Source organism: Microbulbifer aggregans (assembly GCF_020524005.1).
Taxonomy (GTDB): Bacteria; Pseudomonadota; Gammaproteobacteria; order Pseudomonadales; family Cellvibrionaceae; genus Microbulbifer; species Microbulbifer aggregans_A.
In genome coordinates this window covers 38562-54329 of the sequence record NZ_JAIVKK010000011.1, presented here as the reverse complement: position 1 = coordinate 54329, position 15768 = coordinate 38562, and the positions used below count along the sequence as shown (strand labels likewise).

The window sequence follows — 15768 nt, the reverse complement described above, 5'->3', positions numbered from 1 at the left end:
TAGAGAAGTTGGTTCAATCCCAAAAAAATGGCGCGCAAACGAAGTCGCCAGAACAACAAGCCGGGAAGCGAACTGTCGAACTTACACCACGCGTTGAATCAGGCCGCCGCGATTTCGCCGCGGCCTGTGAGCGCATCAGGAGAAGCTAATGACATTATGGAAAATCGCCCAGCGGTACAACCACTCTCGCAGCAACGTCACGCAGCGCAGTGTCGCACCCTCAGAAGCCCTGCCAGAAGCACTACGCTGGCGCACCGTGGTATCCGCTCTGGTACTTACTGCCGTGGTCGCTGGCTGTAAAAATCAGCAGACCCAGCAGCAGCCACCTGCGCAGCCGCAGCAATCGTCCAGCTCATCGAGTTCGCAATCGAAGTCGCAGTCACAGTCGTCCAGCAGCTCAAGCAGCTCCAGCCGCTCGCAGTCGAGCCCATCTACTGCCAGCAGCATGCCCTCGCAAAGCTCCCCGAGCAGCCGCAGCCCGAGCATGTCCACGGCCAGCAGCAAGGCGCAGCCGAATTCCTCAATGCCGAGCATTGAATCTGCAGACCGCTCCAGCAAACAGGCAAGTACGGCGTCTGACAGCGGCGAGGAATCCAGCCGCCGCTCACGCTCGCAAAGCAGCGCGGACGACCCCACAGCAAACACCAACAGTCAGTCGACACCGGTGTATAGCGATTCGGACCAGCGACCGGAGGATTCACGTACACCGCCGGATCCCTCGTCCAACAACAGCAATTCCGAACCGCCGGATGACATCGATTTCTCGGAAGAGCAGCAGAGTGCGAGCAGCTCTTCCAGTTCGAGCTCGAGTTCCAGCTCATCGAGCTCGTCCAGTAGCAGCTCCTCGTCCAGCAGTGCCAGCGCCTCGGCATCCAGTAGCGCCCCAAGTAGCGCATCCAGCAGTGCACCGGCAAGCAGCGCCCCATCGTCCAGTGCCTCCCAGGCCAATAGTGGATCGCCTGCCAGCGGTTCACCCGCGTCGGCATCCGCCAGCTCCAGCAGTAGCGCGGGAGCACCTCCGAGCGGTAGTAGTGGTGCGCCCGATGAAGCGCCGATGAGTTCCGCAGAGCGCGTCGCCGAGCTGGAAGGTGAATTCGACTCCACCATGGCCAGCTACGACGGCATGATCCTGCGCGAACGGGACTATGTGCGTAATCGCCCCGCCTCTGCCGAGGAAGAAACAGCAGAGGACGAAGCGCCCCCCGGAGAATCCCTCGAAGACCTGATTGAATCTGCAGAAGCGGAGCTACCGGCTGCACCACCGGCCGGTGGTGGCGAAGGTGGCGGCGGCCCCGAGCAGAACAATTCCAGCGGCCAGGCCACTGGTCCCGGCCTGCCAACGAAAGGGCGCGTTGGCGAATACGATCACACGAATACCGCGGCAGTCGTGCCGGAAAACGTCCCCAGTGGCGATGACGACGACGTTGTGGCCCGGCAGATTCGCGAAGCCGCCATGCGCGAGAAGGATCCCGAGCTGCAAGAGCGGCTCTGGGAGGAATACCGTAAATATAAAAAATCGCAGAAGTAACAGCGGAGGGTTTCTATATGTTTTCGAATCTCAATCGCAAGGCGGCGCCAATAAAACACTTGCGCACAGCCTGCTGCACACTGGTTTTCAGTCTTTTGACACTTGTGGGATGCACCACGACGGAAGTGCGGACTACGGCCTACACGCCGCTTACCGTTGAAGACGCCGCGATTTCGGAAAACCGCCTGCTTGATGTAGGCATTGTCCAGTTCAACGCCGGACTCGACCAGCAGGAAGACGTCGAGGAAGATGATCTGGTATTCCCGGAACTGCGCCGTGCGGAATCCCGTTACATTGCCGTGACGCTGGCCGATGCGATTCAATCCAGCAATGGCTGGGGTGCCGTGCGGGTAATCCCAAGCGAGCGCACCAATATTGATGTCACGGTGAACGGCACCATAGTGCAGTCCGACGGAGAAACCCTGACCGTCGAAGTGACCGTCACGGATTCTCGCGGCCAAAAGTGGTTTACCAAACAGTATACGGAGCAGGCGTCCCACTACGCCTACGACCGCAAGCACCCAACCGAGGGCGATGCCTTCCAGGGTATATACAACCGCGTAGCCAACGACATGCTGATCTACCGCCAGGGGCTGTCAGACCAGTACATTGCTGAGCTGCGTACCATTTCTGAAATCAAATTTGCCCGCAGTTTTTCCCCGGGTGCTTTTGACCGCTACCTGACCGAAGACAACGACGGTCTTTATCAATTAACCGCCCTGCCCGCAGAGAACGACCCCATGCTGATGCGTGTACGCCGTATTCGCGAGCGCGACTACCTGTTTGTGGACACATTGCAGGGCTACTACGACACCTTCGTAAAATCCATGGAAACGCCCTATCAGGAATGGCGCGCCATGAGCTACGAAGAGGTCAAGCAAATGCGCGAACTGAAACGTAAAGCGCGCAACAACACCATCATGGGTGTAGCAGCCATTGTCGGCGGTATTGCCGCGGCTGGAGCCGGGGGTGGCGCAGCACGGCAGGCAGGCAATGTAGCTGTGGCCGGAGGCGGCTACCTGGTGAAAAGCGGCTTCGACCGCCGCTCGGAAGCCAAGATGCACATTGAGGCACTGCAGGAGCTGGGAGACTCGATGGAGGCGGAAGTCGAACCGCGTATCGTCGAACTGGAAGACCGGACAGTGACGCTCTCCGGCTCAGTGGAAAACCAGTACCGGCAGTGGCGTGAGATCCTGAAAGAGATTTATCAGGCAGAAACCGGTCAGGCGGCAGATATCTGACCGCAACTTTCGATCACTCAGGCTGCCGGGCTTGCCCACGGCAGCCATACAATAACAGCAAGCAGTGCGGACTCACTATGCAACACCGCGATTCCTCTTCAGACGAACAGAATTACATACAGCCTGCAGACTTCTCGTTTGCAACAGATGCCAACGCCGACGGGGAGAACACGCGTCGCGCATCCTCGTCGGGCGGCACACTCGCGCCCGATCGCCAACGGCTGATACAGGGGGTTGTGGCCGCCGTGATGTTGGCGGGGCTGGTGGGCGTTTTCTGGATATTACCCAAAACCGTGGAAAAGCCCCGCGTGGTCGCCGCCCCGCCGTCGACAACAAGCACCGCAGATAAAGCAGCGAAAGCATCCCCGGTAAACGAATCACCATTCACCGAAGCCGAAATCACCCAGCAGCGGCGCGAAGTGCAGAAAGTTCTGCAGGAAATACTGCAACTTCAGGAAGAGCTCATTGAACGCAAAGTGGAAACCTGGGCCGCAGAAGACTACTTCGCCGCACGCAGTCTCGCGGAAGAAGCCGATGGTATATATCGCCAGCGGAAATTCCATCAGGCACTGGAGCAGTACCGACAGGTACTGGCCGGCTTGCAAACCTTGCGCGACAGTATTCCTGAGCGCATCGAGCAACATATCGCCGAAGGCAATGAAGCACTGAATACAGGAGACGCGCCCGGAGCACTCAAAGCGTTTGAACTTGTATTGACGATTTCTGAAGGACACCCCCGAGGCCTTAGCGGCAAGGGGCGCGCAGAAATACTTCCGGAAGTCTGGCAACACTTTACCAACGGTCGTGATGCCTTCTCCGCCAACGATCTGGACACGGCAAAATCGGCTCTGGATCAGGCACTGAACAAAGACGCTGAAACGCTTCCCGCCAAAGAGCTCCTTCCCAAAGTTGAAGCGGCCATTCTCGAGCGGGATTACAGTGAAGCGATGTCCGCCGGTTATGCGGCCATTGGCGAAGGAAAGTTCGAACAGGCGAAACAATTCTTCTCCACTGCGCGCACCTTGAAACCCGATGCGGCAGACCCTGGCATTGGCATCGCACAGGCGGAAAACGGCATTGCGCAAGCGCGTATCGATCAACTGTTTGCCAGTGCCACGCGACAAGAGAAACAGGAGCAATGGCACAAAGCGGCGGAAAATTATCGCAAGCTGATAGCCAAAGACAGCAGCCTGGTTCAGGCCCTCACCGGTAAAGCAAGGTCGGAAGCGCGAGCCAAACTCGATGACCAGCTACAAGAACTTCTGCAGGACCCCCTCAGTTTGGGGCAAAGCAAACGCAATCACTATGCGCGCAAAGTACTGGCAGACGCCCGCGCCCTGAACGCGGATACGCCACGCCTGAACAACCAGATAGAGCAGCTGGAGACCGCAATTACGCAGTCATTGATTCCAATTACCGTACGCCTGCAGTCGGATACCAGCACAGACGTGACGATTTACCACGTCGGCAAGCTGGGTAACTTTTCTGAGCGGGAAATCGCCCTCAAGCCCGGACGCTATACCGTGGTAGGCACTCGCAGTGGATACCGGGATGTGCGCCAGGAAATTGTCGTCGATCCCGCCGGCGAGACACCGGTTGTCACCATCCAGTGCGCAGAAAAAATAAACGGTGCCAATAACAGTTGAACCTTTGAACCTCCCTTTCCTCTCCTGATCAAAATGCACACGATTTCGTGTGTGGCTCCAGTGGATCACCCCGGCCATTTTCAGCTGTGAAACTCTGACCGGGGAACCACCTTTCCCTCCGAGAAAGAAGTGGACGGAAGCGGCCAGCCGGTGCTTGGCATTCAAGGTATCTGCCGCCAAAAGCGCCCCGATTCGGGTCGCTTTCGCGAGAGCCAGCTAAGCTGAAATGCGCGGCTCCCCGTCTTTCAAACTGGTCATAAAAATCGACCACTGGCGCTGTAAGCGCCAACCGGGAACCGCAAGCCGCAACGCGAAATATCAATAAGTGCGCAGTAACAGGAAATCATAAATGACAGCGAAGGAAGCGGTAGCCGTTCGCGAGAGCGAACCGTTCAATGAAGATGAATCCATCATCCAGCCAATAGGCTTTACTCCTGCGCCTGTTTCTTCGGGCAGTAAAAAATTGCTGCTGTCACCAAAATCTATCGGCATTGCAGCGTGCCTGTTACTCGGCGCTCTGATGCTGGTGTATTTGCTGGTGGCGCGCTCGCTGATTTTCGAAACCCAGCCCGCCGATGCCGATGTTTCTGTCAGCGGTCTCGCATTGCCGCTGGGCGACGGTCACCTGGTGCTTCCCGGACATTACAGCTATTCCGTCAGTGCCACCGGATACCTACCCCAAAGTGGTGAAGTGGAAGTCAGTAGCGATAGCAACAGCCGCCACGCGATCACGCTGGAACGCCTGCCCGGACATCTACAGGTGGTCACCAATCCCGCTGTAACGGTGCGCATTCTGGTGAACGGTACTGAGATTGAAAGTAACCAGGGGTTGGCGAAATCCATTCCAGCTGGCCGTGCCCGTATCACCGTGCTTACGGATCGCTACCTGCCATTCAGCAAGGAAATCGAAATCGAAGGGCTCGACAATACCCAGACCCTGGAGGCCAACCTGCGTCCAGCGTGGGCCAATGTACACATCACCAGCAACCCCGCTGGCGCCACCGTGAGTGTCGAAGGCGAAGTTTTGGGTACGACGCCCTTGACCACGGAATTGATCCAGGGCGACCGGCTTGTGAACATCTCACTGCCCGATTACAAAACGGCAGAAATTCAGGTGCCAGTTACCGCTGGGGTGGACCAGACACTCGATACGATCGAGCTCGGTGCGGCCGATGGACTGCTCAATCTGGTGACGATCCCGGAAGGGGCCAGCGTTACCGTTGATGGCGAGTTTCGCGGCCGCACCCCAATTGAACTGGACCTTGCCTCAAACAGCCGCCACCAGCTCCGCTTTTTCAAGGATGGCTTCGGCACAGTGGAGCGCAGTATCGACGTGCGCGCCGGTGAGCAGCGGGAAATGACCGTGAACCTTATCGCGGTGTTCGGCAAAGTTTCCATCACCAGCAACCCAAAAGATGCCCAGGTCTTTATCGATGGCAAACTCGCCGGCGTCGCCGGACAGACCTTTACCCTCCCCACCCGCAGCCACAACATTGTCGTGCGTAAGCCCGGCTACGAGGATTACCAGACCACAATCGTTCCCAGCGCCAAGCTGAAGCAGACGGTGCGCGCAGTGCTGCTCACCGGCGAGCAAGCGCGCTGGAGCGGCGTACCGGCAGAAATCAAACACGGCGCAGGCGGTAAAATGTTGCTGATGCGCCCGAACGCACAGTTCACCATGGGATCCTCGCGCCGTGAACAGGGCCGGCGTGCAAATGAAGTTCTGCGTCAGATTTCCCTTACCCGCCCCTTCTACATCGGCACAACCGAAGTCACCAACCGCGAGTTCCGGCGTTACCAGCGCATGCACAGTTCCAGCCACGCGAACGGTGTAAGTCTGGACAATGACCAACTGCCAGTGGTGAACGTCAGCTGGAACGACGCGGCCCTGTTCTGCAACTGGCTGAGCGCCCGCGATGGTTTCAAGGAGGTCTACCGCACGGAACGCGGGCGGGTGATCGGATTTGACGCCAGTGCCAATGGCTACCGCATGCCAACCGAAGCCGAGTGGGCCTGGGTGGCCCGATACGATGGCGGCAACATGCGTAAATTTCCGTGGGGCAACAAACTCCCCGTGGGTAAAAACTCCGGCAACTATGCCGACAACAGCGCCGCCAGCATCGTACCCGCCGTTTTGAGAACCTACAGCGACCGCTATGCAGCGACGGCTCCTGTGGCCAGTTTCCCGCCCAACAGCATGGGGCTGTTTGATCTCGGCGGAAATGTTTCCGAATGGGTACACGATCTTTACACCATCGGCACCGGGCTCTCCATGAAGCGTGAAGAAAACCCCGTGGGACCACCGGAAGGTGATTACCACGCGATTCGCGGCTCCAGTTGGCGTCACGCCGGTTTGACCGAGCTGCGACTCTCCTACCGGGACTACGGCGCAGAAGCTCGCAATGATGTGGGCTTCCGGGTTGCCCGCTGGGTGAACTGAATAACGAACAGGGACACAGGCTATGAAAATTTTCGCCACGATCAGCCCCGGGAAGTTTACGTACTCATGCGCGCTGCTATCACTGGTTTTCTGCGGCGCGCTCGCAGCCCAGAACGCTGCGGAAACCAGCGATGATGCTGCAGTAGAAAAAGAGGCCGTCAGTGCACAACCTGTAGCCGTGGGTACCACCCAGCAACAGAAACAAAAGAAATCCACACCCAAAATCAAGGCGCAAAGTGCAGAAAATGCAGACAGCTATGAAGCCAGTGAGGAAATTTCGGAAGACCTATCAGTTTCCTACCCCGTGGATATCTAGCCCAGAGCCATATCATCCCGGCAGATCGAATAGATCGTTTTGACCACGAGAAACAGACACAGGCAGTGGCCGTAAACAGCGGCAAGACAACAGGCGGGAATGCCCATGAAATTCAAATCTTCAGACTTCGTTTTCCAGTTGTTCGCGCTACTCGGCGCCATCATTCTGGTACACGCCATTTATGTGGCGATCATCCGGCCAAATGCGGATGCCATGATCGAGGAGCAGATGGCCCGCGAAGCCGCAGGCGAAACCTACATACAGCAGCGCTCGCTGTATATCGTGATGCGCGACTACGAGCAGGAGGCCTGCTTCGTACTGATGTTGTGGGCCATGGCGATCATGGGGCTGAAAGCTCGCCGCAGTATTCGCGAGCGCAAACTGCTCGACCAGGCCCTGCTCAATGTGAGCGAAGGCACCCCCATTCTCCCGGAGGATGCGCGAGACCTGTCGCGACCGATACAGGCCTTGCCGGAAGAAGAGCGCAACTTTCTCCTGCCGCGCGCCCTGTTGACCGCCCTGCAGCGCTTCGGCTCCACGCGCAATGTGGCAGCAGTTTCCAACTCGGTGAAAGAGGTCTGCGAAACTGAAGGCGACCGCCTGGATAGCGAGTTGGCCATGGTGCGCTATATCACCTGGGCCATCCCATCCATCGGGTTTATCGGCACCGTGCGCGGTATCGGCGAAGCGCTGGCGCAGGCCCACCGCGCCGTTGAGGGGGATATTGCCGGCGTTACCGTGAGCCTGGGTGTTGCCTTCAACTCCACGTTCGTAGCTCTGGTCATCAGTATCGTCATTATGTTTTTCACCCATCAGCTGCAGCTAATGCAGGAGCGGCTGGTACTCGATACGCAAAACTACTGCGACAACAAGCTGCTGCGGTTCCTGAAAGTAAGCTGAGTATGAATTGAGTAACACCGCGGGTGTTCGACGGAACGAACCCCGGACTTTGAACAGGAGCTCCCATGAGCAAAGGCGTACTGGAAATCAACGATTGTGGTCTGCGTGTATTCACCGGCACAGATGAAGTTTTGGAAAGCCCCGGCGTCGCCATCGTCAACAACCGGGAAATAGTCACCGGCACCCACGCGCTGATGCGTGCACGCAGCCATCCTACCCAGGTCAATCACCAGTTCTGGCGCAGACTCAGTCTCGAATCGGTCAAGTCGGAAAATCCCGGCTGCCGGCATCATGCTGACCTCGCTTTTTTCCACCTGCGGGAGATCGCCGGTTTGTGCGATCTCGCCGACGAGTTCGCACTCGCCGTACCCGGTAACTTTACCCGCGAGCAACTGGCACTGCTGCTGGGCGTCGTTAAAGAAAGCCCATTCAACGTGGTAGCGCTGGTGGATGCCGCTACAGCCTGTATCAGCAGCTGTGCGCCAAGGGGCACACACCTGCACGTGGAATTGCAGCGCCACCAGACGCTGGTCAGCCGTATTGCTGTCCATGAACACGCCACGCTGGATATCGCCGAGACCGTCACCGACGCGGGGTTGCAGCACTTTCAGGATGCGTGGGCCAGAGTATTTACCGATGCCTTCATCATGCAGTGCCGCTTTGACCCGCTGCATTCGGCAGATGCCGAACAACAGCTCTACGACCTGATGCCGCAGTGGATCGCCAGGGCGATGCGCCAGGGTGAAGTCATGGCGGAACTGGATGACCGCACGGCAAAAGTGAGCCTGCGCCAGCTACAGGATGCCAGCACCCCAATCCTCTCCCGCGTACGGGCCATGATCGACAACCTGGGCGACTCAACCAGTGTTTCCTTTGTATCCCACCGCTGGGCCGATATCCCGGGCGGCGCGCAACTCGCTGAGCGCATTCATTTACTGCCGCACAATGCCGTGGCCCAGGCGGCCGAGCAGCGCTGGCAGGAAATGCACAATGACCGCGGCAATCTCCGCCTGATAACGGCGCTCACCGCCGCCCCTGCCACGGAAGTGGCCATTCAGGTTAACGCGGCGGCCGAGGCCGCTGCGACCCACCTACTATTCGGAAACCGTGCCCTGGCCGCCCAGCAGCCGCTGTTCGTGAGCTGGCAGGAAGGCCGCCTGGACCTGACGCCCACGCCACCCAGGCACCCGGCGGCCACGGTAACCAATCATGCCGGGCGCCTCGCCCTGCGGGTAGATGCCGGGGCCGAACTGATGTTGAACGGCGAACAGATATCTGCGCCGGTAAACCTCACTGCCGGCGACAGAATCGGCGCAGCCAATATTGAAGAAGTCATCACTGCAATCAGCGTAGAGCACTATGGCGCGTAAGAATCGGCGTTTTACCACCTTCAGCCTGTCATTTCTGGACATTATGTCCTGTGGCTTCGGGGCGGTAGCCCTGATCTTTTTGATCATCAAGCACGGCTCCGATCACGATATCGAGGCCGAACACCAGGACCTGTCTGCGGAAGTGAACCTGCTGCAGGAAGAAGTCCAGTTTGGTCGCGAGCATCTGGTGCTGGCGCGCAACACCCTGGACACCACCAGTGATGAGCTGGCCAAAACCCAGGGGCTGGCGCGTCGAATACTGGAGCAGATTCAGGAGGTAAAAGGCAATATCGCGGAAGTCGACAGTAATTCTGATGAAATGGATATCGCACGCCTGCAGGAAAAGCTCAAGAAGCTGGAGCAGGCAAAGAAACAGCTGGAAGCCGAAAACAAAAAACTCGGCAACAACGTGCGCAAATTTGTCGGCGAAGGCGACCGCCAGTACCTGACCGGCCTGCGCCTCGGCGGCGACCGAATCCTGGTTCTGCTGGATTCCTCCGCCAGCATGCTGGGTGACGAGCTGATCAAGGTCATCCGCACACGCAACATGTCCGACTCGGTCAAACGCAATACGGAAAAATGGCGCCGGGCCAAGCAAACGGTTTCCTGGCTGGTTTCACAGTTTCCACAAGACAGTCAGTACCAGATCTACACTTTTAATACGGGGTTTCGCGCGGCGATCGTCGGCACCGAAGACCGCTGGTTGAACGTGGATGACCGGGATCAGCTCGACAAAGCGATGAAGGAAATCGATGACATCGTACCCAACGACGGTACGAGTCTTGAGCGTATATTTCAGGCGGTCAACAACATGTCCCCTCTGCCGGACAACATCATTCTGATCACTGACGGCCTGCCTACACAGGGCATGAAAAGACCCAGGGGCAATACCATTTCCGGCAAAGAGCGTCTGAAGCTCTTCCGCGATGCGGTGGATGCATTGCCCAAGAGTATTCCGGTAAACGTGGTTCTGGCGCCGATGGAAGGTGATCCCTTTGCTGCCAGCGAATTCTGGAAACTGGCAATGGAAACCCAGGGCTCGTTCCTCGCACCATCAAAGGACTGGCCATAATGCGTAAACGTAACAAACGCCAACATGAAGAGTTCAGCATTTCGTTTCTCGATGTCATCTGTTGTGGCTTCGGCGCCATTGTTCTGCTGTTAATGATTGCCAAAACAGTTGAACCCGTAGTACTGGAAGAAGCCGAGATTGACCTCGACGGCCAGGTGGAGTTACTGCAGGAACAACTGGCGGAAATCCGCGGCGAAACTACCATTCTCAACCGCGACCTGAATGCCAAAAAAGAACAGCTGGATATCGAAACCAAGCGCATCGCCAAACTCAAGGGCGAACTCGAAACACTGACGGCCATGTATGCGCGCAAGACTGAAGGCGAAAGTGAAGAAGGTAAGTTGAAGGGCGAACTCACCATCGCCCTGCAAACCATGACCGATGAAATGCGCCGGCTGCTCGGGGAAAACTACCAGCGTAAAAACAATGTAATTGGCGGCATCCCGGTCGACAGCGAATACATTCTGTTCATCATCGACACCTCCGGGAGTATGTTCAATTACGGCTGGGACCGCATGATCCAGGAAATGGTCAACACCCTGAACCTTTACCCGAATGTCAAAGGCATCCAGGTAATGAACGATATGGGGGACTATATGTTCTCCAATTATCGCAACAAGTGGATCCCCGACACCCCTGGCCGTCGCAAGGCGGTGCTCGACCGACTGCGTTCATGGAACCCTTTCAGTAATTCCAGCCCGGTGGAAGGTATCCAGAAAGCCGTACGGACGTTTTACGATCCCAATAAAAAAATCAGTATTTATGTTCTCGGGGATGAATTTACCGGCAAGTCGATTCGCAACGTGATGATGGCGGTTGACCGGGTCAATGCCCAACGAGGCGAAAACCAGCGCATGGTGCGTATTCATGCGGTCGGTTTCCCCATCCAGTTTTCGCGCCCGCTACACCTGCAGACTACGGGTCTGCGGTTTGCCGCACTGATGCGTGAACTCACCTACCGCAATGGCGGTACTTTTGTCGGATTGAACGATTTCAGATAGCCCAGACAGTGGGCAGGAGCCAAGGATGAAGTGCTTGCTAGATGGAATGACGGCACCCGGGAAATATTTCCTGATAGTGCTGGCCGTACTCGTTGCGGGCTGCTCGCATACCGTTCGCGTCGACGGCGAGTTTCCCCAACCGATCGGCGACGCCCACCCTCTCACCGTGGGCGTTTACCTGAGTGAAGACTTCCAGAAGTTTACCTACCAGGAGAACCGCGACGATCGCGACGAGTGGAACATCAATACCGGGCGCGCCCAGAAAAACCTGTTTGAAACCGTCCTCGGCTCCATGTTCAAAGAAACCATCAACCTGAATCAGTATCCCACAGACCTCCCCGGTGGCGTCGATCTGGTCATTGTGCCGGAAGTGCGCGAATTGCAGTTCACGATGCCGCGTGAAACCCGGGTGAACATTTTTGAGGTCTGGATCAAGTACGACATGCATGCCTATGACCCGCAGGGCGAGGCCGTAGCCAACTGGGTGATTACCGCCTACGGCAAAACCCCAACCGCATTCCTGAAATCCCAGGAGGCCGCTCTTGCCCAGGCCATCAATGTGGCACTGCGCGATGCCGGCGCCACTTTGTATACCGGCTTTGAGCGAGTCCCCGAACTGCAGGCACTCATCGCCAACAAGCAGCGCGCGCTGACGATGAAGGAAATGGAAACCAGTGAATAGCAGGCCGCCCTGGCGACTGCGATCAAATACAGACATGGAGGTTGTACCGGTGAAACGTCTGATAGTTATGGCTCTGGCGATGCTTGCCAGTGGCTGCACCACGGTTGTTATCGATGAATACCGTCGCAGTAGCGGTGAACTTGCTCTCGGTGATTCCGTGGTCATCCTGGGACGACGCCATTCCAGCGAATATGAGACCGAACCGGATCTCATCGACTGCGTCGGTAAAACCCTGCACAACCCCAAAGCGGGTATCAACATCATTCCGGAACAGCAGTTCGTCAACGCACTCTATCCCTGGTTCGAACCCCGTACCGCACCGATGCATATCAAGTCGCTCGACAAGCTGATGGACAACCCGGAAGTCCGCGATCGTATGGAAAAATACGGTGTGAAGTACATCGTCTGGATTGACGGCTCCACCGAGACTACTGACAGTGCCGGTTCCATCGGCTGCTCCATCGGCACCGCGGGTGCCGGCTGCTTTGGCTTCGGCACCTGGGATAAAGAGTCGGACTACGAAGCTTCGGTATGGGATTTCCGTGACCAGGAGCTTTCCGGAAAAATCAGTGCCGATGCACAGGGCACGTCCTATATGCCCGCCATCGTTGTTCCTATCCCGCTAATTGCCCGGGTGCAGAACAACGCTTGTAAAGGAATGGCCGCGCAGCTGCAGGAGTTTTTACTCCCGCCACAGTCCGCCAGCCGCTAACCCCCTGCTGTAAAACAATAATTCCCTCGGAGTTCGCCACCTCCGAACGATGACAGGAGACACACCATGCACACGCTGAACAAGATTCTGCTTGGCATCCTGCTGGCCACAACCGCCGGGTGCGCATTCAACCCGGCCACCAACCGGCCAGACCTGGTGCTGATGTCAGAGGAAAAGGAAATCAAAATTGGCCGGGAAATGCATGAAAAACTCGTCGCCAGTACGCCGATCTATAACGATCCAATTCTCACTGCCTATGTCGAACATGTTGGGCAGAAAGTCGCAAAGTCCAGCGACCGTCCCGACCTGACCTATCACTTCACGATTATCGACAGCCAGGATATCAATGCGTTTGCGCTGCCCGGCGGCTACGTGTACATCAATCGGGGACTGCTTACCTACCTGCAATCTGAAGCGGAAATGGCCGCGGTACTCGCCCATGAGGTCGGGCATATCACCGCTCGCCATGCGGTGCGTCAGAAAACCGCAGCAACCGGTGCTGGCGTCGCTTCGGTGTTGTCAGTACTGGTTACCGGAAGTGGTGTCGTTGGCGATGTTGCCAACCTCTGGAGTACCGCCGCCGTAAAAGGCTATGGCCGCGATATGGAACTGGAAGCGGATCGCTTCGGCGCCCAGTACATGTACAACGCGGGCTATGACCCTCAAGCCATGATCAATGTCATTGCGCTGCTGAAAGACCAGGAAACCTTTGCCCGCCGCCGCGCCCGTGTCGAGGGCAAAAAACAGCAGACCTATCACGGAGTGTTCTCCTCTCACCCGCGCAATGACGTCCGCTTGCGCGAAGTCGTCGACGCCGCCGGAGAGCTGCCTGAAGACAAGAAGGTCGTCAAAGCCGAGTACTACCGGGAAAAAACCGAGGGTATTGTCTACGGCACCAATGCGCAGGAAAGTGAAAAAAACCGTTTTAATCACAAGAGCCTGGGATTCTCCCTGCTTTTCCCGGATGGCTGGAAAGTCGAAAACCAGCGCTCGGCGATTGTCGGCACCGCGCCCGACCATTCTGCAACCCTCACCATCAAAGTTGACCAGCGGGATGGCAACCAGCCCGCTGATATGGCCCTGCGCGGCGTCTACGATGTACGTAACCTCGAGGAAGACGAGGCACTTAGCCAGTACCGCCTGGAAGGTCATACCGGCAAACTGCCCATTGGCGCGGCCGGTCAGCCCGATCGGGTTGCGATCCTGTTTTATGGCAGCCGCCAGTACATTCTGGAGGGTAAAGTACTGGAAGCACCAGACGGAAAAAAAGATGCCAAAAGCGAGTATGACAACCTGTTCCTTACCAGTATTCGCAGCTTCCGCCCACTGCGTAAAGCCGATGTCATCAAACCGGATATCCGGCGGCTGCGCTATGTAAAGGCCAATGAAAAAACAACCTTCTCCTCCCTGGCCCGACACATGGAAATCGGCGACTACGCGGAAGAACAGCTGCGCCTGCTGAACGGCTACTACCCCCGTGGAGAACCCAAACCCGGCGAATGGATCAAGATCGTCCAGTAACTTCGACGCCCTCTGTCCCATCTGCCCGACCTAATCTTCCCGACCTAATCTCCCGGCCCGGTTATCCGGGCCGCGCCTTCTCTGGACGGGCGTGGTTTTTATTGTCAAATTTACCGGGTAACGTTGCCAGTTGAGGATCCTTTTTGCACCAACTGGCAGGTACCCAATGTTTCGAAGACTTCACAAAACACTTTCGCCAAGCCATTGCTGGTGCGCACTCTTTGCACTGGTACTGGCCATACCACTCTCTTCCCCTGCGGTAGGTAAAAGCCACACAAGCCCAATAGTCATCGCCCACCGCGGGGCTTCAGGCTACCTTCCTGAGCATACACTAGAGGCAAAAGCCCTTGCCTATGGCATGCGTGCCGATTTTATCGAACAGGACCTGGTACTCAGTAAAGATGGCCACCTGATCGTCACACATGATATTTACCTCGATGGCGTAACGGATGTGGCCAGCCGTTTTCCGGAGCGGGTGCGAGACGATGGCCACTTCTATGCCATCGATTTCACTTTGGAGGAGCTCAAGCAATTGCGGGTGAGCGAGACCTTTGCCTCCCACCTCGGGCTGCAAGTGCCCAAGTATCCCGAGCGTTTTCCCCTGTGGAAGTCCAGTTTCCAGTTATCCACCTTCGAGGAAGAGCTCGAATTGATTCAGGGGCTCAACAAATCACTGGGCTACAACACGGGTATCTATCCGGAAATAAAAAAACCGGCTTTCCACCGTCGCGAGGGCCTGGATATTTCGCGCAAAGTGCTCGAGGTGCTGAAACAATATGGCTATATCAATTCACAGCAGAAAGTTTTCCTGCAATGTTTTGACGCCGAGGAACTGCAGCACATTCACGCCACACTGATGCCGGAGCTCGACATGGACCTCCCTCTGGTGCAGCTGATTGCAGAGAGTCAGTGGGGCGAAAAGCGGATCAAGCGGGATGGAAAGTGGGTAAATTACGATTACGACTGGATGCGTACCGAAAAGGGGCTGGAGCGCATCGCGCAATACGCCAGCGGCATAGGCCCCTGGTATCCGATGCTACTGGACTCTTCGGACGGCGCACCTGCAGTGAACGAGCTTACCCGCAAAGCGCACGCTCTGGGCCTGAAGGTACATCCCTATACGTTCCGGGCCGATGCGGGCCAACTGCCGGCAAACGTCACCAGCTTCGACGGGCTGCTGGCCCTTTACATTAATCAGGTGTCGGTAGACGGCCTGTTTACCGATCACCCGGACAAGGTTCGCGCCTACCTGCAACAGCGAGAAAATACCTCGCGTTCGACCAAAGTCACACCCACAAACCAAGCCCCAGAAGACAACTACCCAAAAGACTGACAATAA

15 protein-coding genes are annotated in these 15768 nt (G+C 57.0%); 13 read left to right on the top strand and 2 right to left on the bottom strand.

Annotation, left to right across the window (positions count from 1 at the left end):
- Positions 1 to 303: 303 nt before the first annotated feature.
- Positions 304 to 636, bottom strand: a complete 333-nt coding sequence (locus tag LC093_RS17380) for a hypothetical protein (RefSeq protein WP_226667843.1) — start codon at positions 634 to 636, stop codon at positions 304 to 306.
- Positions 637 to 651: 15 nt separating this feature from the next.
- Entirely contained in the window at positions 652 to 1107 is a 456-nt protein-coding gene (locus tag LC093_RS17375; RefSeq protein ID WP_226667841.1) for a hypothetical protein, read from the bottom strand.
- Here LC093_RS17375 and LC093_RS17370 point away from each other — a divergent pair.
- From LC093_RS17370 to glpQ, 13 genes are all read left to right on the top strand, one after another.
- Complete coding sequence (locus LC093_RS17370) at positions 1055 to 1528, top strand: hypothetical protein (protein WP_226667839.1); 474 nt, start codon at positions 1055 to 1057, stop codon at positions 1526 to 1528. The genes LC093_RS17375 and LC093_RS17370 overlap by 53 nt on opposite strands.
- 17 nt (positions 1529 to 1545) lie before the next feature.
- The gene (locus LC093_RS17365; RefSeq protein WP_226667837.1) at positions 1546 to 2769 is read left to right on the top strand and encodes a hypothetical protein; all 1224 of its coding nucleotides are present in this window, start codon (positions 1546 to 1548) and stop codon (positions 2767 to 2769) included.
- A gap of 77 nt (positions 2770 to 2846) precedes the next feature.
- Positions 2847 to 4415 carry a carboxypeptidase-like regulatory domain-containing protein gene (locus LC093_RS17360; RefSeq protein ID WP_226667836.1) on the top strand — a complete coding sequence of 523 codons (1569 nt, stop codon included), beginning with the start codon at positions 2847 to 2849 and terminating at the stop codon, positions 4413 to 4415.
- A gap of 349 nt (positions 4416 to 4764) precedes the next feature.
- Complete coding sequence (locus tag LC093_RS17355) at positions 4765 to 6855, top strand: PEGA domain-containing protein (RefSeq protein WP_226667834.1); 2091 nt, start codon at positions 4765 to 4767, stop codon at positions 6853 to 6855.
- Between the two features lie 22 nt (positions 6856 to 6877).
- Positions 6878 to 7171 (top strand): hypothetical protein, encoded by a 294-nt coding sequence (locus LC093_RS17350; RefSeq protein ID WP_226667832.1) that lies wholly within the window; start codon positions 6878 to 6880, stop codon positions 7169 to 7171.
- Between the two features lie 105 nt (positions 7172 to 7276).
- The gene (locus LC093_RS17345) at positions 7277 to 8071 is read left to right on the top strand and encodes a MotA/TolQ/ExbB proton channel family protein (protein ID WP_226667830.1); all 795 of its coding nucleotides are present in this window, start codon (positions 7277 to 7279) and stop codon (positions 8069 to 8071) included.
- Positions 8072 to 8136: 65 nt separating this feature from the next.
- Positions 8137 to 9441: a hypothetical protein gene (locus tag LC093_RS17340; RefSeq protein WP_226667828.1), complete on the top strand. Its 1305-nt coding sequence runs from the start codon at positions 8137 to 8139 to the stop codon at positions 9439 to 9441.
- A complete protein-coding gene (locus LC093_RS17335) occupies positions 9431 to 10513 on the top strand; it encodes a vWA domain-containing protein (RefSeq protein WP_226667825.1) in 1083 nt (360 codons plus the stop codon). Before LC093_RS17340 ends, LC093_RS17335 begins: the two co-directional genes overlap by 11 nt.
- Positions 10513 to 11514: a vWA domain-containing protein gene (locus LC093_RS17330; protein ID WP_226667822.1), complete on the top strand. Its 1002-nt coding sequence runs from the start codon at positions 10513 to 10515 to the stop codon at positions 11512 to 11514. Before LC093_RS17335 ends, LC093_RS17330 begins: the two co-directional genes overlap by 1 nt.
- A gap of 25 nt (positions 11515 to 11539) precedes the next feature.
- Positions 11540 to 12196, top strand: coding sequence for a hypothetical protein (locus LC093_RS17325; protein WP_226667819.1), 657 nt, complete (start codon positions 11540 to 11542; stop codon positions 12194 to 12196).
- A gap of 49 nt (positions 12197 to 12245) precedes the next feature.
- On the top strand, positions 12246 to 12908 hold the full coding sequence (locus LC093_RS17320) for a hypothetical protein (RefSeq protein WP_319004946.1): 663 nt from the start codon (positions 12246 to 12248) through the stop codon (positions 12906 to 12908).
- A gap of 66 nt (positions 12909 to 12974) precedes the next feature.
- Positions 12975 to 14429 (top strand): M48 family metalloprotease, encoded by a 1455-nt coding sequence (locus tag LC093_RS17315; RefSeq protein WP_226667817.1) that lies wholly within the window; start codon positions 12975 to 12977, stop codon positions 14427 to 14429.
- 166 nt (positions 14430 to 14595) lie between these two features.
- The gene (glpQ, locus tag LC093_RS17310) at positions 14596 to 15762 is read left to right on the top strand and encodes a glycerophosphodiester phosphodiesterase (protein ID WP_226667815.1); all 1167 of its coding nucleotides are present in this window, start codon (positions 14596 to 14598) and stop codon (positions 15760 to 15762) included.
- The last annotated feature ends 6 nt before the right edge of the window (positions 15763 to 15768 follow it).